General features: G+C 37.4%; 15 protein-coding genes, 1 pseudogene and 1 riboswitch. Of the genes and pseudogenes, 13 read left to right on the forward strand and 3 right to left on the reverse strand.

Features of this window, described 5'->3' with window-relative positions; genetic code table 11:
• The first annotated feature begins 1 nt into the window (after position 1).
• The 10 genes from resB to OU989_RS05955 all read left to right on the forward strand — a co-directional run bounded on the left by resB (position 2) and on the right by OU989_RS05955 (position 11,862).
• Entirely contained in the window at positions 2-1,678 is a 1,677-nt protein-coding gene (resB, locus tag OU989_RS05910; RefSeq protein ID WP_274796191.1) for a cytochrome c biogenesis protein ResB, read from the forward strand.
• Positions 1,675-2,856 (forward strand): c-type cytochrome biogenesis protein CcsB, encoded by a 1,182-nt coding sequence (gene ccsB, locus OU989_RS05915; RefSeq protein WP_274796192.1) that lies wholly within the window; start codon positions 1,675-1,677, stop codon positions 2,854-2,856. Before resB ends, ccsB begins: the two co-directional genes overlap by 4 nt.
• Positions 2,857-2,971: 115 nt before the next feature.
• The gene (locus OU989_RS05920) at positions 2,972-3,688 is read left to right on the forward strand and encodes a response regulator transcription factor (RefSeq protein WP_274796193.1); all 717 of its coding nucleotides are present in this window, start codon (positions 2,972-2,974) and stop codon (positions 3,686-3,688) included.
• Positions 3,681-5,456, forward strand: coding sequence for an ATP-binding protein (locus OU989_RS05925; RefSeq protein WP_274796195.1), 1,776 nt, complete (start codon positions 3,681-3,683; stop codon positions 5,454-5,456). Before OU989_RS05920 ends, OU989_RS05925 begins: the two co-directional genes overlap by 8 nt.
• A gap of 78 nt (positions 5,457-5,534) precedes the next feature.
• A complete protein-coding gene (gene sigX / locus OU989_RS05930; RefSeq protein ID WP_396631733.1) occupies positions 5,535-6,068 on the forward strand; it encodes an RNA polymerase sigma factor SigX in 534 nt (177 codons plus the stop codon).
• A complete protein-coding gene (locus tag OU989_RS05935; protein ID WP_274796196.1) occupies positions 6,065-7,351 on the forward strand; it encodes an RNA polymerase subunit sigma in 1,287 nt (428 codons plus the stop codon). Before sigX ends, OU989_RS05935 begins: the two co-directional genes overlap by 4 nt.
• 153 nt (positions 7,352-7,504) lie before the next feature.
• A riboswitch (FMN riboswitch) is annotated at positions 7,505-7,692 on the forward strand.
• 214 nt (positions 7,693-7,906) lie between these two features.
• Entirely contained in the window at positions 7,907-8,494 is a 588-nt protein-coding gene (locus OU989_RS05940; RefSeq protein ID WP_274796197.1) for an ECF transporter S component, read from the forward strand.
• A gap of 225 nt (positions 8,495-8,719) precedes the next feature.
• Positions 8,720-10,066, forward strand: coding sequence for a sodium-dependent transporter (locus OU989_RS05945; protein ID WP_274796198.1), 1,347 nt, complete (start codon positions 8,720-8,722; stop codon positions 10,064-10,066).
• A gap of 186 nt (positions 10,067-10,252) precedes the next feature.
• Positions 10,253-11,587: a type I glutamate--ammonia ligase gene (gene glnA, locus OU989_RS05950; protein WP_274796199.1), complete on the forward strand. Its 1,335-nt coding sequence runs from the start codon at positions 10,253-10,255 to the stop codon at positions 11,585-11,587.
• Between the two features lie 89 nt (positions 11,588-11,676).
• Positions 11,677-11,862, forward strand: coding sequence for a sporulation protein Cse60 (locus OU989_RS05955; protein ID WP_274796200.1), 186 nt, complete (start codon positions 11,677-11,679; stop codon positions 11,860-11,862).
• A gap of 65 nt (positions 11,863-11,927) precedes the next feature.
• On the opposite strand, the gene OU989_RS05960 is transcribed toward OU989_RS05955, so the two are convergent.
• Positions 11,928-12,311 carry an NUDIX hydrolase gene (locus OU989_RS05960; RefSeq protein WP_274796201.1) on the reverse strand — a complete coding sequence of 128 codons (384 nt, stop codon included), beginning with the start codon at positions 12,309-12,311 and terminating at the stop codon, positions 11,928-11,930.
• Positions 12,312-12,514: 203 nt separating this feature from the next.
• On the opposite strand from OU989_RS05960, the gene OU989_RS05965 reads away from it, so the two are divergent.
• Positions 12,515-13,378, forward strand: coding sequence for an AraC family transcriptional regulator (locus tag OU989_RS05965; RefSeq protein ID WP_274796203.1), 864 nt, complete (start codon positions 12,515-12,517; stop codon positions 13,376-13,378).
• Positions 13,379-13,618: 240 nt separating this feature from the next.
• Positions 13,619-14,050, forward strand: a pseudogene (locus tag OU989_RS05970) (pyridoxamine 5'-phosphate oxidase family protein); the annotation flags it as partial.
• Positions 14,051-14,100: 50 nt separating this feature from the next.
• Here the strand turns inward: OU989_RS05970 and OU989_RS05975 are convergent.
• The gene (locus OU989_RS05975) at positions 14,101-14,607 is read right to left on the reverse strand and encodes a GNAT family N-acetyltransferase (RefSeq protein WP_274796204.1); all 507 of its coding nucleotides are present in this window, start codon (positions 14,605-14,607) and stop codon (positions 14,101-14,103) included.
• Positions 14,608-14,739: 132 nt separating this feature from the next.
• Here OU989_RS05975 and OU989_RS05980 point away from each other — a divergent pair, with 132 nt between their 5' ends.
• Complete coding sequence (locus OU989_RS05980; RefSeq protein ID WP_274796205.1) at positions 14,740-15,537, forward strand: GNAT family N-acetyltransferase; 798 nt, start codon at positions 14,740-14,742, stop codon at positions 15,535-15,537.
• 10 nt (positions 15,538-15,547) lie between these two features.
• Here the strand turns inward: OU989_RS05980 and OU989_RS05985 are convergent, their stop codons facing one another.
• Positions 15,548-15,811 (reverse strand): Parvovirus coat protein VP1-like protein, encoded by a 264-nt coding sequence (locus OU989_RS05985; protein WP_274796206.1) that lies wholly within the window; start codon positions 15,809-15,811, stop codon positions 15,548-15,550.
• Between the last annotated feature and the right edge of the window lie 55 nt (positions 15,812-15,866).

Genomic DNA, 15,866 nt, shown 5'->3' on the forward strand with positions numbered 1-15,866 from the left:
GATGGAAAATATCATTTGTGCTTGTGGTCATAGTAACCCATACGGCACGAAGCTCTGTGAGAAATGTGGTCGTCCTTTAACCGAAGAAGAAAAGCAAAATAAAGTAGTTGATATGCGATATGATGGCATGGCCATTCGTTCAAAAACATACAACAAATCTATCATCGATAAAATATGGAATTTCTTCTCGAGTGTTAAAGTTGGTATTACCTTAATTATTATCACATTGATTGCTGCTTCAATCGGAACATTACTACCACAAGAGTTTTACGTAAAAGCTTCTGATATGGAGAAAGGAGCTTATTACGCAGACGTATATGGTACATTCGGTAAAATTTATTACACGTTAGGCTTATCGGATTTATATAGCTCATGGTGGTTCCAAATTTTAGTTGGTATGCTGGCTGTGTCGATAATCGTAGCGAGTCTTGACCGAGGAATTCCACTTTATAAATCATTAAAAAATCAACGTGTGAAAAGACATGAAAGCTTTATGAAGCGTCAGCGCATTGTCGCGGAAGGGCAAGTGACTGGTAGTGCAGAGGAAACGCTTGATAAAGTAGCACAAAAAATGACTGAGATGAGATATTCTGTTCGTCGAGATGGTAGCGCTCTCTTAGCTGAAAAAGGACGCTTTTCTCGTTACGGCCCGTACATAAACCATGTCGGTCTCATTATTTTTTTAGGTGGAGTCATGCTACGTCTTGTCCCGGGCTTCTATGTCGATGAATCGATTTGGGTTCGTGAGGGAGAGACACGTGCTATTACTGGCATGGACGGTTATTTCATTGAAAACCGTGATTTCATTTTAGAGACTCATGATAATAAACCACAGGGAGAGCAAGTCAAACAGGGTGTGAATGTTGTTGCGAAAAATTTCCAAACAGATATTACACTATACAAACAGCCTGATGACGCACTACCAGGTGATACAGAAAATCTAGAAAAAGTAAAAGATTATTCGATTCGTGTAAACCATCCTTTAAAAGAAGATGGCTTCGCTCTTTACCAAATGGATTATCGTCTAAATGAATTAAAACAAATGAATTTTGAATTAATCAATAAGTCGACAGAAAAATCACTTGGTAAAGTAGAAATTGATTTAACTAATCCTAAAAAAGAATACGATTTAGGTAATGGTTCTTCAGTACAAATTCTTGTTTATACACCAGATTTTGATGGGTTTGAAAACGGAGAGCCACAAACAAAAACTTCAATTCCAAATAATCCAGCATTTTTATTTAAAATGACAACGCCAGAAACACCAGAAGGCGAAGTAAGTTTTGTTGAAATTATGCAACCTCCGTTAGAGCCGCTTGGTGAAAATAAGTACAGAATGAAGTTTGCAGCAGCAGAGATGCGTGATATGTCAGGTATTACGGTCCGTAAAGATAGTACAATTCCTATTTTATTTGTCGGGGGTGTCATCTTTATGATTGGTGTTGTGATAGGTTCTTACTGGAATCACAGACGTTTATGGCTTCAAGTAGAACCAGATGGCCGCGTGTTAATGGCTGCCCATGTCAATAAAAATATGTTCAGCATGAAAAAGGATTTAGATGCTGTAACAGCCTTTGCTACATTGCCTCCGTATATAGACCAGTTAGAGAAAAATGAGGCTAGCGAAGAGTCCACAAATGGTGGCAATAAAGAAAAGGAAGGTGACAACACCTTATGAGTTTGATTGACCTAAGTGGAAACCTATTATTTGTAGCATTTATTGCTTATTTAGTTGCAACATTATTATTTGGTGGCTCCATTAAGCAAGCGAATGCTACTGGTAAGAATACAGGAAAATGGGGTAAGCTTGCCATTGTTGTAACAATTATTGGTTTCCTTTCTCAGCTTGGCTATTTTATTACGCGTTGGATCTATACAGGTCATGCGCCAGTAAGTAATATGTTTGAATTTACAACGGCATTTGGTATGTTCATTGTAGGCGCGTTTATCTTAATTTATTTTATTTATCGTTTGACTGCACTTGGATTAGTTGCCTTACCTGTAGCACTTTTAATTATTGCCTATGCCGCGATGTTCCCAAAAGAAGTAAGTCCATTAGTACCTTCCTTACAAAGTCATTGGTTAACCATTCATGTTATAACGGCAGCATTAGGGCAATCTATTTTAGCCATTAGTGCTGTGGCAGGACTTATTTACTTATTAAAAGTAGTCGATTTAACAAAGCCTTCTAAACAACGTTTTTGGTTAGAAGCCGTGATGTACTGTCTTGTAGTAGTGGTTGGTTTTGTTGCGGTGACATCTACATTTAGTGCGATGGATTATGAGTCTAGCTATAATTATGTTGATAAAGAAGGAACAACGCGAAAAATTATTTATAATTTACCGCCAATTTTCGGTATGAATGAGTATGAAGCTGTTGAAGAACATGGCATGTCACCATTAGTAGAAATGCCAGCTTTAATTAATGCGAAAAAATTAACAACTGTTGTTTGGTCATTAATGGTAGGATCGGTTTTATATTTATTAATTCGATTAATCGCTCGTCGTCGAATTAGTGCCATTTTCCAACCACTCGTTAAACGTGTAAATTTACAATTACTTGATGAAATTGGTTATCGTTCAGTGCTAATTGGATTCCCTGTATTCTCCCTAGGTGCTTTAATCTTTGCGATGATTTGGGCACAAATTGCTTGGAGTCGTTTCTGGGGTTGGGATCCAAAAGAAGTTTGGGCTCTTATTACATGGTTATTCTATGCGGCATTCCTACATCTGCGACTATCTAAAGGCTGGGAAGGTCGAAAATCTGCTTGGTTAGCATTAATTGGATTCGGGATCATTTTATTCAACCTAATTGCTGTTAACTTAATTCTTGCAGGTTTACACTCCTATGCATAACCTGTGAAGCAACAAGCCTTTTCGCTGTAGCGAAGAGGCTTTCTTTTCTTTTCAATATGTGTCACACCATGTACAATAGAAGTTAGAGAAAGATTGGAAGAGAGGGATCGTGAAAGTGTCAGAAAATATTTCAGTATTAGTAGTAGATGACGAGGATCGTATTCGCCGCTTATTAAAAATGTATTTAGAGCGTGAAGGATACCTTGTTGACGAAGCAGAAAATGGTGAACAAGCGATCGAAAAATCTTTAGAAAAAGAGTATCACTGTATTTTACTTGATATTATGATGCCTGAAAAAGATGGGCTAGAAGTATGTGCGGAAATTAGAGAACGTGCAGCAACACCGATTATTTTATTAACTGCAAAAGGCGAAGAAGCGAATCGTGTACAAGGCTTTGAGCTTGGTGCAGATGATTATATTGTAAAACCGTTTAGTCCTCGTGAGGTCGTATTACGAGTGAAAGCTATTTTACGTCGTTCACAGGCGTTCTCACCAGCGACAAATGCATCCTCTTCAAAAGATTTAGTGGTATTCCAGCATTTAATGATCGATCATGATGCACACCGCGTGACAGCAGAGGGAATTGAGGTCAATTTAACACCTAAAGAGTACGAATTATTATACTTCTTAGCGAAATCGCCAGACAAAGTATTTGACCGTGAACAACTACTAAAAGAGGTTTGGCATTATGACTTCTTTGGTGATTTACGTACAGTTGACACACATGTGAAACGATTACGTGAAAAGCTCAACCGGGTTTCAGAAAACGCTGCTAAAATGATTGTGACGGTTTGGGGCGTTGGTTACAAATTTGAGGTTGTCAATGAATAGAATATGGAATAGTGTTGTCGGGAAGCTATGGGTAACCATATTGCTTCTCGTTTCATTTGTATTATTTGTTTTCACGGTATTGATGCTAGAATTTCTTCAAAACTACCACATGCAGCAAGCGGAAATTTCATTACGTCAAACGGCTGCAACAGTGGCAAGTATAGTGGACGACAATGAAACAGCAGAATCCACTTCAGAATTATTAAAAGATATATTACCTACAGGGACCAATGCATTGATTGCTATAAGTCATGTGGAAGTCTCTTTTGCAATGCAAGAAGGTGTAAATAAAAAAGAAATACAAGACACCATTTTAGCTAACAAATCTTTCCATGAAGTATTTCAATCTGATGAACCCATTATTAAAGAAATGATGATGCCTTCTTCTACTGTTCCAGAAAAGATGGAATCGTATGTTGTGCTTGGTTTCCCATTGAATGTTGAAAACGCAGTACATGGAGCTGTCTTCATCTACCAAAGCCCAGATGCGTTACATAAAACGTCTAAGGAAACAACGAAAATTGTCTTTTTAGCGGCCTTTATAGCATTTGTATTGACAACATTTTTTGCGTTTTTCCTTTCTTCACGTATTACTTCACCGCTTAGAAAAATGCGTGAGTTGGCCTTTGAAATTGCTAAAGGTAACTTTGAAGCAAAAATGCCAACGACCCAAAATGATGAAATTGGTCAGCTTGCGGTTGCTTTCAACCAAATGGGACGTCAATTAAAACATAATTTAGAGGTCATCAATCAGGAAAATGAACAGCTTTCAAATATTTTGACATCTATGACAGATGCTGTGATTACATTTAATCGTGACCGTACAATATTATTAAGTAATCCACCAGCCGAACGTCTTATGCAAAAATGGTTTGTCAACAAAGGCTCGCAAAGTGCTAAACCAATTCCACCTGAGCTTTATCATATGCTTGATCATGTGCTGATGTTTGAGGATAAGTTAGAAGAGGAAATTGAAATGGACGGCAATTATTATACATTTACTATTAGTCCTCTTTATAGTGGAGAAATGATACGTGGTGCTGTCGCTGTTATTCGTGATATGACTGAACAACATCGCTTAGAAAAACTAAGATCGGATTTTATTGCGAATGTTTCTCATGAGCTTCGAACACCGATTGCCATGTTGCAAGGATACTCGGAAGCGTTGATGGATGATGATTTTATTCAAGATCAGGAAGAGCGCAATGAAATTACTAAAATTATTTATGATGAATCGAAGCGAATGGGTCGCCTTGTAACAGATTTATTAGATTTGGCACGAATGGAATCAGGGCATATGACCCTCTATAAAGATGAATTACCAATTAATTCTACATTTGAACGTATTACTCAAAAATTTGCCCAAGTAGCAAAAGAAAAGCATGTTCGCTTGATCTTTGACAGTGAATTTAACGACGATGCCATGATTAATATGGATGAAGATCGCATTGAACAAGTGCTCACAAATTTAGTTGATAATGCATTAAGACATACTGATGAAGGGGCTGTCACTGTAAAGGTTGAACAGGAGCCAACCTTTGCTAAAATTTCTGTGCAAGATACAGGGCACGGCATTCCACAGGAGGACCTACCATATGTCTTCGAACGTTTTTATAAAGCAGATAAGGCACGTACTCGCTCTAAAGGAGGAACGGGTCTTGGTTTAGCCATTGCTCGAAATATTGTAAAGGCACATTCAGGTAATATCATGGTAGATAGTGTGCTGAAAGAAGGTACAACCTTCACGTTTTATTTACCGTTCGATTAATAACATGTATTGCTATTAATTGGCTGTAACTTCTATGAATGTAAGACGACAAATACTATAGAACGGGGGTGGAGTGCTTTGAATGACTCCGTGTTCCATCGACTATACGATGCATATCACCAGGACGTGTTCCAGTTTTTAATATATTTAGTAAAAAACCGTACACTCGCTGAAGATTTAGCGCATGAAGTTTATGTACGAGTGTTGCGCTCATATGATCAATTTGCAGGTAACAGCAGTGAGAAGACCTGGCTTTTTGCTATTGCTAAAAATGTAGCAATTGATCATTTCAGAAAGCAAGCTGTACGCCAAAAGCATTCACTTGATTTCTTTGACTGGGAAACGGAACAGCTCCATTCAACCACACCATCACCGGAAGATATGCTACAGGCCAGTGATGAATTTATGCAAGTCGAGTCAGCACTTGAAAACTGTACAGGTGACCAGAAAATGGTCATTATTATGCGCTATTTTCAGGATTTATCTATTGCAGAAACTGCGCAAATACTAGATTGGACAGAAGCTAAGGTAAAAACAACCCAGCATCGAGCCATTAAATTTTTAAGGCAACAGCTACAGCCGATTAAAGAACAGGAGGCGAAACGGCAATGACGCATAAGCCATTTGATGATGAGCAGCTTGAACATGTATTGAACAATGCCCCTAAGCTTTCTGACCACCGTTCAAAAGAAGACATATTAAATCGGTTAATGGCAGATGCTCGCTTGCAGGATAATATTCACCTTCAAGAAGCAATTCAACAACCAGTAGAGGATGAACAAACTCAGCAACAAAGTAATTCTCTGAAACAAGAAGAACGATCAACCGAATCTAAGTTTCGTAAAATACCATTTTTTATGAGTGTGGCAGCAGTTTTTGCGTTAACAATACTCGTAGGCTCAATGGTAATGAATAATCAAGCTGAACAGAAAGATCAAGCTAGTACGGCTGAAACAGCTACGTACTCTACTTTACAGGAAGATCGTGCTACAAAAGATGCATCTGCGAAGGATGAGGTGCTCCAATCCAATATTGTAACAGAGCATGAGCGTATTTTATCTTTACGGTCATCTGTCTATGAAGAAGATGTCAAAGATGCTGTTGTCTTTCGTATTGGTTTAGCTGGACGAGACGCAGAAAGTGTTCCTATGACATATGTAATTCCAAATGAGCGTGTTGCAACTGATTTTGGAACTGAAAAACCTTCTACTTTACAGATGTATGAAAAATACGCTCCTCAAATAGATGAGGAAGCTAAAGGGTTTACAGACTATCATCCTTATAAAGGTGAGTTAAAGGAGAAGGAAGATAAGCTTGTTCATGTTTTACCTAAGGACAATGATTATGATGTTGCTTCAGCTACCGTCAATGAATACAAAGGAACTTTGGAAGATACATTCTCAGATTCTGAATATACAGAAGTAGAGATTCAAAATGAAGATGGTACGCCTTATGAGTTTTCCCAAGATGGTGAGCCAAGTCAAGCTATGTCATTAACAGGTGCCAAACATTATAATTATTATTTATACAAGGATCCAAATGGAGCAGAATATTTATCTCCAGATTTCCGTCAAACCTTTGCTAATGTGACAGAGGCACTCACACAGATGAAAAATAAAAATGATGATGTTTATGTGCCAGTTGTTCCTGAAAACGTGACATACACAGTAAAAGAGGAAGCGGATGGTGTAGTCATTACATTTGACATCCCTCTTGATTTAACATCCTTGGAGCCAATTCGAGCTACACAATTAATCGAAGCCATGATGCTAACTGCTGCTAGCTTTGATCAACAGTTACGCTTAGATAATGTTGTTCAGGAAAGCTGGGAAGGATTCGATTTAAAAAATTATTTGCCAAAGCCTGTAGGACCAAATAAACAATATATGCCGTAGTCAAAGAGATAAAAGAAATAGGGTATTCCTACAACGTAGGAATGCCCTATTTCTTTTTGCAATACATACAAATCTAATCGGAATTTTTTGAGCAGAACTATTTACTTTTTCTTAATAATTCATTATAGTAAGGCTGTAGAACAAAATAATATGATTCATCTTCGGGGCAGGGTGAAAATCCCGACCGGCGGTAATAGAGTTGTAAATCGTTAATGAATTTTCATTAACTCGAGAGATTTATGCTAAACTCTTCAGCCCGCGACCTGTGCAAATTTTTTTGCATGGCTGACTTGGTGCAATTCCAAGGCCGACAGTTAAAGTCTGGATGGGAGAAGATGGAGGTACGATCGTCATTCATTGTTATGAAATAAACTGTGACTGAGCGCTTTTTCGTATGGCTTTAAACGCTGCTCAAAAATAGTTTATATTGACGCCTATTCGTCATGCCTTTCTCCCTTGTGCTTTAGATGCATAAGGGTTTTTTCATGCTAACAATTGAAAGATCGTCACCTTTCTTCTTGCGAGATTGAATCAGCAAAGAGGAGAGAGTTTTCTATGAAGAAAAATGTTAAACTTCAATCGTTTATTACGATTGGTATGCTGAGCAGTATTTCGTTTTTATTAATGCTTTTTAATTTCCCTATTCCGCCTTTCCCAGCATTTTTGGAAGTGGACTTTAGTGATATGCCTGCCTTACTAGCAGCCATCACAATGGGACCGGTAGCTGGTATTTTAGTAGAATTATTTAAAAATGTGTTGGATTGGATTTTCTCAGGTACTCCAACTGGGGTGCCGGTAGGTCATATTGCCAACTTTGCAACAGGTATTTTATTTATTTTGCCAGTAAGCTTTATTTTTAATCGTTTTAAATCGATTGCGGGCCTTATTGGAGGTTTAGCGACAGGGACAATAGTGATGGCAGTGGGAATGAGCGTTTTAAACTATGCTTTATTTTTACCAATGTACACATATTTCCTAGGAATGGAACCAGTTGTAGGAGACTCACTTTATAAAATGATTGTCGCTGGGATTTTACCATTCAACATTGTGAAGGGTATTTTATTAACAGCTATTATGGCTTTATTATTTTCAACAATGCGCAAGTGGATCGACCGCCAGCGCTCAATGTATATAACGAAATAATTGAAGATGAACCTCGGGTGGATGGACTGCTCGAGGTTTTTTGTGGTTTAAACTGGATGGGAGGTAGCTTGGCTAAAGTGAGAGAGATAAAAATCGGAGCGTAAAAATAGAAAAAAGTAATAGAAAATGCTAGTAATCTAGTTCTTTATGATTATTACCTAGTCGAAAGGCATATTTTCATGTAAAATAGAGTTGAGTTTAGAATGTTTGAGGAGTTTTGAAGAGATGAGTGGAAAAAAAGGACAATGGTCAAGTAAATTAGGTTTTATTTTAGCGTCAGCTGGTGCTGCAATTGGTTTAGGAGCGATATGGAAGCTACCGTATGTCACAGGGCAGAGTGGCGGTGGGGCATTTTTCCTAATTTTTGTGCTCTTTACATTGTTAATTGGTTTGCCCATGCTATTATCCGAATATGTCTTAGGTCGTGGTACGCAATCAGAGGCGATAACTGCGTATAAAAAAATCGCTCCGTCAAAACCAGGGTGGGCATGGATAGGCCGAATGGGTGTGCTTGGTTGTTTTTTATTATTAACTTTTTATAGTGTTGTTGGTGGTTGGATTTTCATTTACAGCGGCCTAGGTGTAGCTGGCGCTGTGATAGATCCAGCAATTGATTCAGCTGAATTATTTGGGAAAATTATAGGGACCCCTTGGATTACGCTAGTGGGCTTAGCTTTGTTTACATTAACAAATGTACTAATTATTTCATTAGGTGTACAAAATGGTATTGAGAAAGCTAATAAATGGATGATGCCATTACTCTTTATCATGTTCATTGTTCTTGTTATGCGAGCTGTTACATTAGATGGTGCGATGGAGGGAGTAAAATTCTTCTTATGGCCAGATTTCTCTAATATTACTGGGAAGGCACTATTAGAAGCACTAGGGCAATCATTCTTTGGACTAGCAGTAGGATTCTCTTGTCTTGTTACATATAGTTCCTATCTAAAAAAAGATGTTAGTCTTCCAAACTCAGCGGGCTCTGTTGTGCTACTAACTGTACTAGTATCTTTTTTGGCAGGACTAGCGATCTTCCCTGTTGTATTTGCCTTTGATTTAGAGCCGGCAGCGGGACCAGGTTTACTATTTATGGTGCTACCGACTGCTTTTAGTCAAATGCCATTCGGGGAAGTATTTTTAGCCATGTTTTTATTGTTATTTTTATTTGCTACATTAACATCATCATTCAGTTTATATGAAATTATCGTAGCAGCCATGATGGAAAATAGTCAGAGATCTCGTCCGATGTGGACACTTTTATTAGGTGTAGTCGTTTTCAGTGCTGCCATTCCAGCAGCACTTTCCTCTAGTATTTTATCGGATGTAACTATTTTCGAGAAAAGTATTTTTGATGCAACCGACTTTTTAGTGTCCAACTTAATGTTGCCATTGGGGAATTTGTTTATTGCGATCTTTATTGCCTATGTAGTGGATAAGGAATTTGTGAAGAGAGAACTGTTAATGGGTAGTAAAATGGGGCAGGGCTATTATTCAACATATCGTATGTTAATGTTAGTCGTTGTACCGATTGTTATTCTCGTTGTATTTATTAATATGTTATTGCAATATTAAAATAAAGATAAGGTGTATCCATTAGTGGGTGCACCTTTTTTATGTATCGAAAATCAAGATCAATATATTCTAAAAAAACAATGTTATAAAAACTAACATAAGTATTGCGTCGTTTTCATTTTTAATGTATTTTAAGTACAGTTATAAAAAGTTGTGTAAACTAAAATTACATTGGAGTGGTGAAGAATGAAACATTATACAAAAGAAGATATTATTCGTCGGGTAAAGGAAGAAAATGTGAAATTTATTCGCCTACAATTTACTGATATATTAGGAACAATTAAAAATGTCGAAGTTCCAGTGAGTCAATTAGAAAAGGCTTTAGATAATAAAGTCATGTTTGATGGTTCGTCGATTGAAGGGTTTGTCCGTATAGAGGAATCTGATATGTATTTAAAGCCTGACTATAATACATTCGTAATTTTCCCTTGGACTGCCGAGAAAGGAAAGGTTGCTCGCTTCATTTGCGATATTGCGAGACCAGATGGCACACCGTTTGAGGGAGATCCTCGCTCCAATTTAAAACGTGTATTAAAAGAAATGGAGGAGCTTGGGTTTTCATCCTTTAATCTTGGTCCAGAGCCAGAATTTTTCCTGTTCAAGCTTGATGATAAAGGGCATCCAACACTAGAGTTAAATGATAGTGGCGGATATTTTGATTTAGCACCTACTGATTTAGGAGAGAATTGTCGTCGTGATATCGTCCTAGAGTTAGAGGGGATGGGCTTTGAAATTGAGGCTTCTCATCATGAAGTAGCACCTGGTCAGCATGAAATTGACTTTAAGTATGCCAGTGCCATTGAAGCATGTGATCATATTCAAACGTTTAAATTAGTCGTAAAAACCATTGCTGCACAGCATGGATTACACGCTACGTTTATGCCAAAGCCACTATTTGGGGTCAATGGGTCAGGAATGCATTTTAATCTATCGCTTTTTGAAGGGGATAAAAATGCATTTTATGATGAACATGCGGACTTACAATTAAGTGCAACAGCACGCAGCTTTATGGCGGGGGTAATGAAGCATGTGCATGGCTTTACGGCAATTACGAATCCGCTAGTCAACTCTTATAAAAGATTAGTACCCGGCTATGAGGCGCCATGTTATGTAGCATGGTCTGCTCAAAACCGTTCACCACTCATTCGTATCCCTGCAGCTCGAGGATTGTCTACTCGAATCGAACTACGTTCAGTTGACCCAGCTGCAAATCCTTATTTAGCAATGGCTGTTATTCTTGCATCTGGACTGGACGGTATACGGAAAGATTTAACACCACCTGCAGCAGTGGATCGTAATATTTATAAAATGACAGAGGAGGAGCGTGAGTTAAATGGTATTGATAGCTTACCATCCTCATTGGAATATGCGCTTATTGAATTAGAAATGGATACCGTTGTTCGAGAGGCTCTTGGCGATCATATTTACGATAAATTTACCGCTGCTAAAGAAATTGAGTGGAATAAATATCGTACTCGCGTCCATAACTGGGAGCGTGAGGAGTATTTAACGATGTACTAAAAAGTGTAGGAGTCTTTTTTCTCCTACGCTTTTTTATATGTGACATGGACATCTTTTTGCTCTATCATTAGAGTAAAGGAGAGTGGACCATGGCACAAACGACTCAAGTTGTAACAATTCAAAATCATGATATTGTGCAATTTGAACATGATATTAATCGAGCTTTAGCAGATTTACGAGGCTTTATCATACTTGATATCAAATACAATACGCTCTATATTGGTGAGCAGACAGTCATCCATTCGGCATTAATTATTTATGAATATAACGATTAGACACCAAAACAGATTAGAATCTGTACGAGTATATCGTTTGGTCATGTCGATGAGACGTGACTTTTTTATTTAAATAAGGATAAGAGAAATACCCGATCTTCTGGAAAGGTTAGAGGTAAAATAGCTACTTCCTCTTTAGTTTTCCATGCGATGTCATAAATTAATCCATCGGGATCTTGAATCATCATTTGTCCACCTGTTATGATGGCTTGAAAATAGCGAACTTCCACTACTTCATTGTGCTTATAATAAATTTCCTTCATAATATCGGCTGTATAGCCTGTTTCCTCATAAACTTCCCTTTTACAGCAAGCCTTAAAATCTTCCGTCGCCTCTTTCCCACCTGATGGGACAGTCCACGTTTTCTCTTCATCAACAGTTCCTTGTAAAACCATTAATAACTGATTCTCTTCGTTCAAACAAATAGCTGCAGCACCTAGCCATTTCATCGTAGAGGCCCCCTATACTTTCTTTTATACTATTTTTATAATGAATACTATTGTAAATAAATATAAGGAGAAACGAACTATAAAAGACTTAAATATGAAAAGCTATTCAAAAAATACTTCCCATTTCACCTGTCCAAAGTTAGCATAAAAAGACAGGTTATACAGCAATATCTATTTTAAGATGGTATCAAGGAGTGAGAGCAATGAGTTGGATTGAGTCGATTCAAAAGGCCATTAATTTTATGGAAGAACATTTATTAGAGGACATCACGATTGAACAGATTGCACAGGAGGTTAATTCATCTGTCTTTCATTTTCAACGAACGTTTGCAATATTGACGGATATGTCCATTGCGGATTATTTGAGACGAAGAAGATTAACATTAGCTGCACAAGAATTAATGGACACAGACCGGAAAATAATCGATCTCGCCTACAAATATGGCTATGAAAATCCTGAAGCTTTTACAAAAGCGTTTCGTAAGCAGCATTATTTAACGCCAAGTGAAGCTAGAAAGAAACAAGGACCATTACAATCATACAATCGCCTGGTCATCCAGGTAAGCTTGAAGGGAGCAGAATCAATGAAGTATAAAATTGTAGAAAAAGACAAGTTTCAAATTGTTGGTGTGAAAAGAACGTATAACTGTCAAAATGGAGAGAACATAAGAGAAATTCCTTTATTTTGGCAAGAAGTGAATCAGAGTGGCCTTGATCATCAGCTATATCAATTAAATAACGGCAGTATCGATGGCGTATTAGGTGTATGTGTACCAAATATAAAGCAAGGACAAAAGGGATTCATTGATTACTGGATTGCTACTGATCATGTAGGGGATGTTGATGAGGGGCTATTAGCAATGGAAGTCCCTGCATCTAAATGGGTTGTCTTTGAGGTCCATGGACCAATGCCAGATGCGATGCAAAATACATGGAAACAAATTTATTCTGAGTGGTTTCCGTCGAATCCGTACGAGCCAGCAGGGACAGCAGAACTTGAGGTTTACCCGGAGGAAGATCCCTACAGCCCAGATTCATACTCAGAAATTTGGATTCCAATAAAGTAATCGTCAAGCCAAGAATGCAAACCGATGCATTCTTGGCTTTTATCATTCTTATAAAAATTTCCTTTTTAACAGTACATTAAAGATGTAAAATAAATGTATGTTTACAATAAACGATTAAATATTAAATGACTTTTTAATCGTTAATTATTTTCATAAGGGGGTTAAAGGATGATGAGAGGTACGATTCAAAACAAACGTGTTGAAATTTCACAAGTGGAAGCATAGCACTTCTTAAAATCAGGGAGAGTAGCGCATGTCGCAACTGTTGATGAGGAAGGCTTTCCTTACGTAATTCCTTTTGTCTATGTATATGAAGGGGATGACAAACTCTATTTACATATTGGCAATATCCGAGAAAGTCATTTTTGGTCAAATATCAAACAAAACCCTAAAATCTGTATTGAAGTAAGCGAAATGGGCGATTTACATCCCGGAAAAAAATATGCCTGTCAATCTGCACTCGTTTACCAAAGTGTGGTGATGTTTGGACATATTACACGAATCGAGGAGGTATCTAAGAAAGAATGGTTCTTTGATGCTCTTCTAGAGAAGTATGGCAATCCTGAATGGACATTTGAAAGAGAAGGCTATCCGATTCTGCCTAAAATTGAGCTTTTTGAGGTACAAATAGAAAAAATAACTGGAAAAATAAATCACAGCATGTATCACTGATAAAAAAGGCTAAGTATTAGTTGAAATCTACCATCCTTAGCCTTTTCATTTTACGAGTTAGTTAAAGTGAATAATTGAAGCGTATTGTCAGTATCGTCATAGCCTTGGTAAATAAAGTTCAATTTCTTTAAAACCTTGATAGAATTGATATTTGCAGCCTCAACTTTTGCAACAATTGTATTCATTGCTAAGTTCGTAAAGGCGTAATCAATTAAAGCAGTTATAGCTTCTGTTGCATAGCCCTTTCCCCAATGAACCTTCGCTAAATCATAGCCAATCTCAGTGATAGCATGGTCAAAATCAAACATATTAAAGCCACATGAGCCAATGATATGATTGGATGCCTTTTCAAAGATTGTGAAACGGAGCGCCTTTTGTTGATCTGCTAATTGTTCCAGTAGTTCAATCATTTCTAGGGCCTGGTCTTCATGTGTAAAATAAGTGATATTCATATATTTGGTTACATCAGGATCTGACCAAATGGCCAATAAATGTTTAGCATCAGCCTTCACCATTTTTCGTAGCTGTAATCTTTCAGTGTTAATACATTCAATCAATACTTTTACCTCCAAAAAGTTAGGATGTTGGATGAAAAATATTGCTATCTGTGCATAATTCAGTCCCTTCTAATGAATCTAATTTTATTATAATAGACTGGGTACAGACTGCAAGTAACTGGAGGAAATATTATGATAAGAGTCTCAGAGGAACAATATCCAACCATTAAACAAATGATTTTAAGAGCCCCAACATTTGTTTATAGTATACTAGATCAAATAATAGAAGGAACTGTCTATGCGGATACAACTGCTTTTCAAACTTTATTATTTCATACGAAATCAGGCATTTATTATATATATGGTGATATAAATAAGACTGCGGTTGATCAACAGCTTAGCTATTGCTTTCTAGAATCTATCAAGCAAAAGAAACGTTTTACTCTATTCTCTTCCACAGCACAGTGGGATACTAAAATTGAACAATTATTCGATGGGCTTATTAGAAAATTAGAGCGCTATACATTTTCATTTGATGAAGACATGTATAATCAACGTGAAAAAAGCGAGGGGCATGATTACGAGGTACAACCTATTACTGAACATCTTATAAAAAATTCATTGGAATTCGGGCATGCATATTATGATGAATATTGGGACTCTCCTGCGAATTTTCTTGAAAAAGGCTTTGGCTTTTGTTTAGTCCATCATCACCAAATAATTAGTGAAGCTGTCGCTATTTTTAAATCAAATGATTATGCGGAAATTGATATTATGACGGATCCGAATTTTAGAGGGCAGGGCTTAGCTAGTATGATTGCAGAAACATTTATTGACCGTTGTCTCGCACATGCTATAAAACCTTGTTGGGATTGCGATATTTCGAATACTGCGTCCATTTATCTTGGTACAAAGCTTGGTTTTACTAAGCCGCAAAAATACTCGATTTTTACTAAGAAGGAGCCCACGCTGTCCTCAAAAACATCGTGAGCTTTGTTCCTTAAAAGTATCGATTGCGTAAATCAAAAACACGATAGAATAATCTGGCATCTCTCGCCATTTTATTAGGTGCATTCATATACGGTTGAAGGCATCGTTGAAACTGTTCATCACAATGTCTTGTGCTACCGTGGCGTGTATAGCATTCATCGTGTAGTTTACAGCAAGCATCCACTGCATTCGTAGGCTCGCCTGGCCCTGAGCAGCCAGGACCACAGTACCGATAACCTGGGTAACAAAAACCAAGCTTGCGTTTTCTATTCATTGGCTAAACCTCTCTTTACTATGTTTTTACTATAAAATATGTAATATTTCATGAC

This window comes from Lysinibacillus irui (assembly GCF_028877475.1).
Lineage (GTDB): Bacteria > Bacillota > Bacilli > Bacillales_A > Planococcaceae > Lysinibacillus > Lysinibacillus irui.

Bases quoted from the DNA above. Each gene is read 5' to 3' on its own strand.
- OU989_RS05960 (WP_274796201.1), bottom strand. From the start codon at position 12,311: ATGAAATGGCTAGGTGCTGCAGCTATTTGTTTGAACGAAGAGAATCAG.
- OU989_RS05955 (WP_274796200.1), top strand. From the start codon at position 11,677: ATGGCACAAACGACTCAAGTTGTAACAATTCAAAATCATGATATTGTG.
- OU989_RS05980 (WP_274796205.1), top strand. From the start codon at position 14,740: ATGATAAGAGTCTCAGAGGAACAATATCCAACCATTAAACAAATGATT.
- resB (WP_274796191.1), top strand. From the start codon at position 2: ATGGAAAATATCATTTGTGCTTGTGGTCATAGTAACCCATACGGCACG.
- glnA (WP_274796199.1), top strand. From the start codon at position 10,253: ATGAAACATTATACAAAAGAAGATATTATTCGTCGGGTAAAGGAAGAA.
- OU989_RS05940 (WP_274796197.1), top strand. From the start codon at position 7,907: ATGAAGAAAAATGTTAAACTTCAATCGTTTATTACGATTGGTATGCTG.
- OU989_RS05985 (WP_274796206.1), bottom strand. From the start codon at position 15,811: ATGAATAGAAAACGCAAGCTTGGTTTTTGTTACCCAGGTTATCGGTAC.
- OU989_RS05945 (WP_274796198.1), top strand. From the start codon at position 8,720: ATGAGTGGAAAAAAAGGACAATGGTCAAGTAAATTAGGTTTTATTTTA.
- OU989_RS05935 (WP_274796196.1), top strand. From the start codon at position 6,065: ATGACGCATAAGCCATTTGATGATGAGCAGCTTGAACATGTATTGAAC.
- ccsB (WP_274796192.1), top strand. From the start codon at position 1,675: ATGAGTTTGATTGACCTAAGTGGAAACCTATTATTTGTAGCATTTATT.
- OU989_RS05965 (WP_274796203.1), top strand. From the start codon at position 12,515: ATGAGTTGGATTGAGTCGATTCAAAAGGCCATTAATTTTATGGAAGAA.
- OU989_RS05925 (WP_274796195.1), top strand. From the start codon at position 3,681: ATGAATAGAATATGGAATAGTGTTGTCGGGAAGCTATGGGTAACCATA.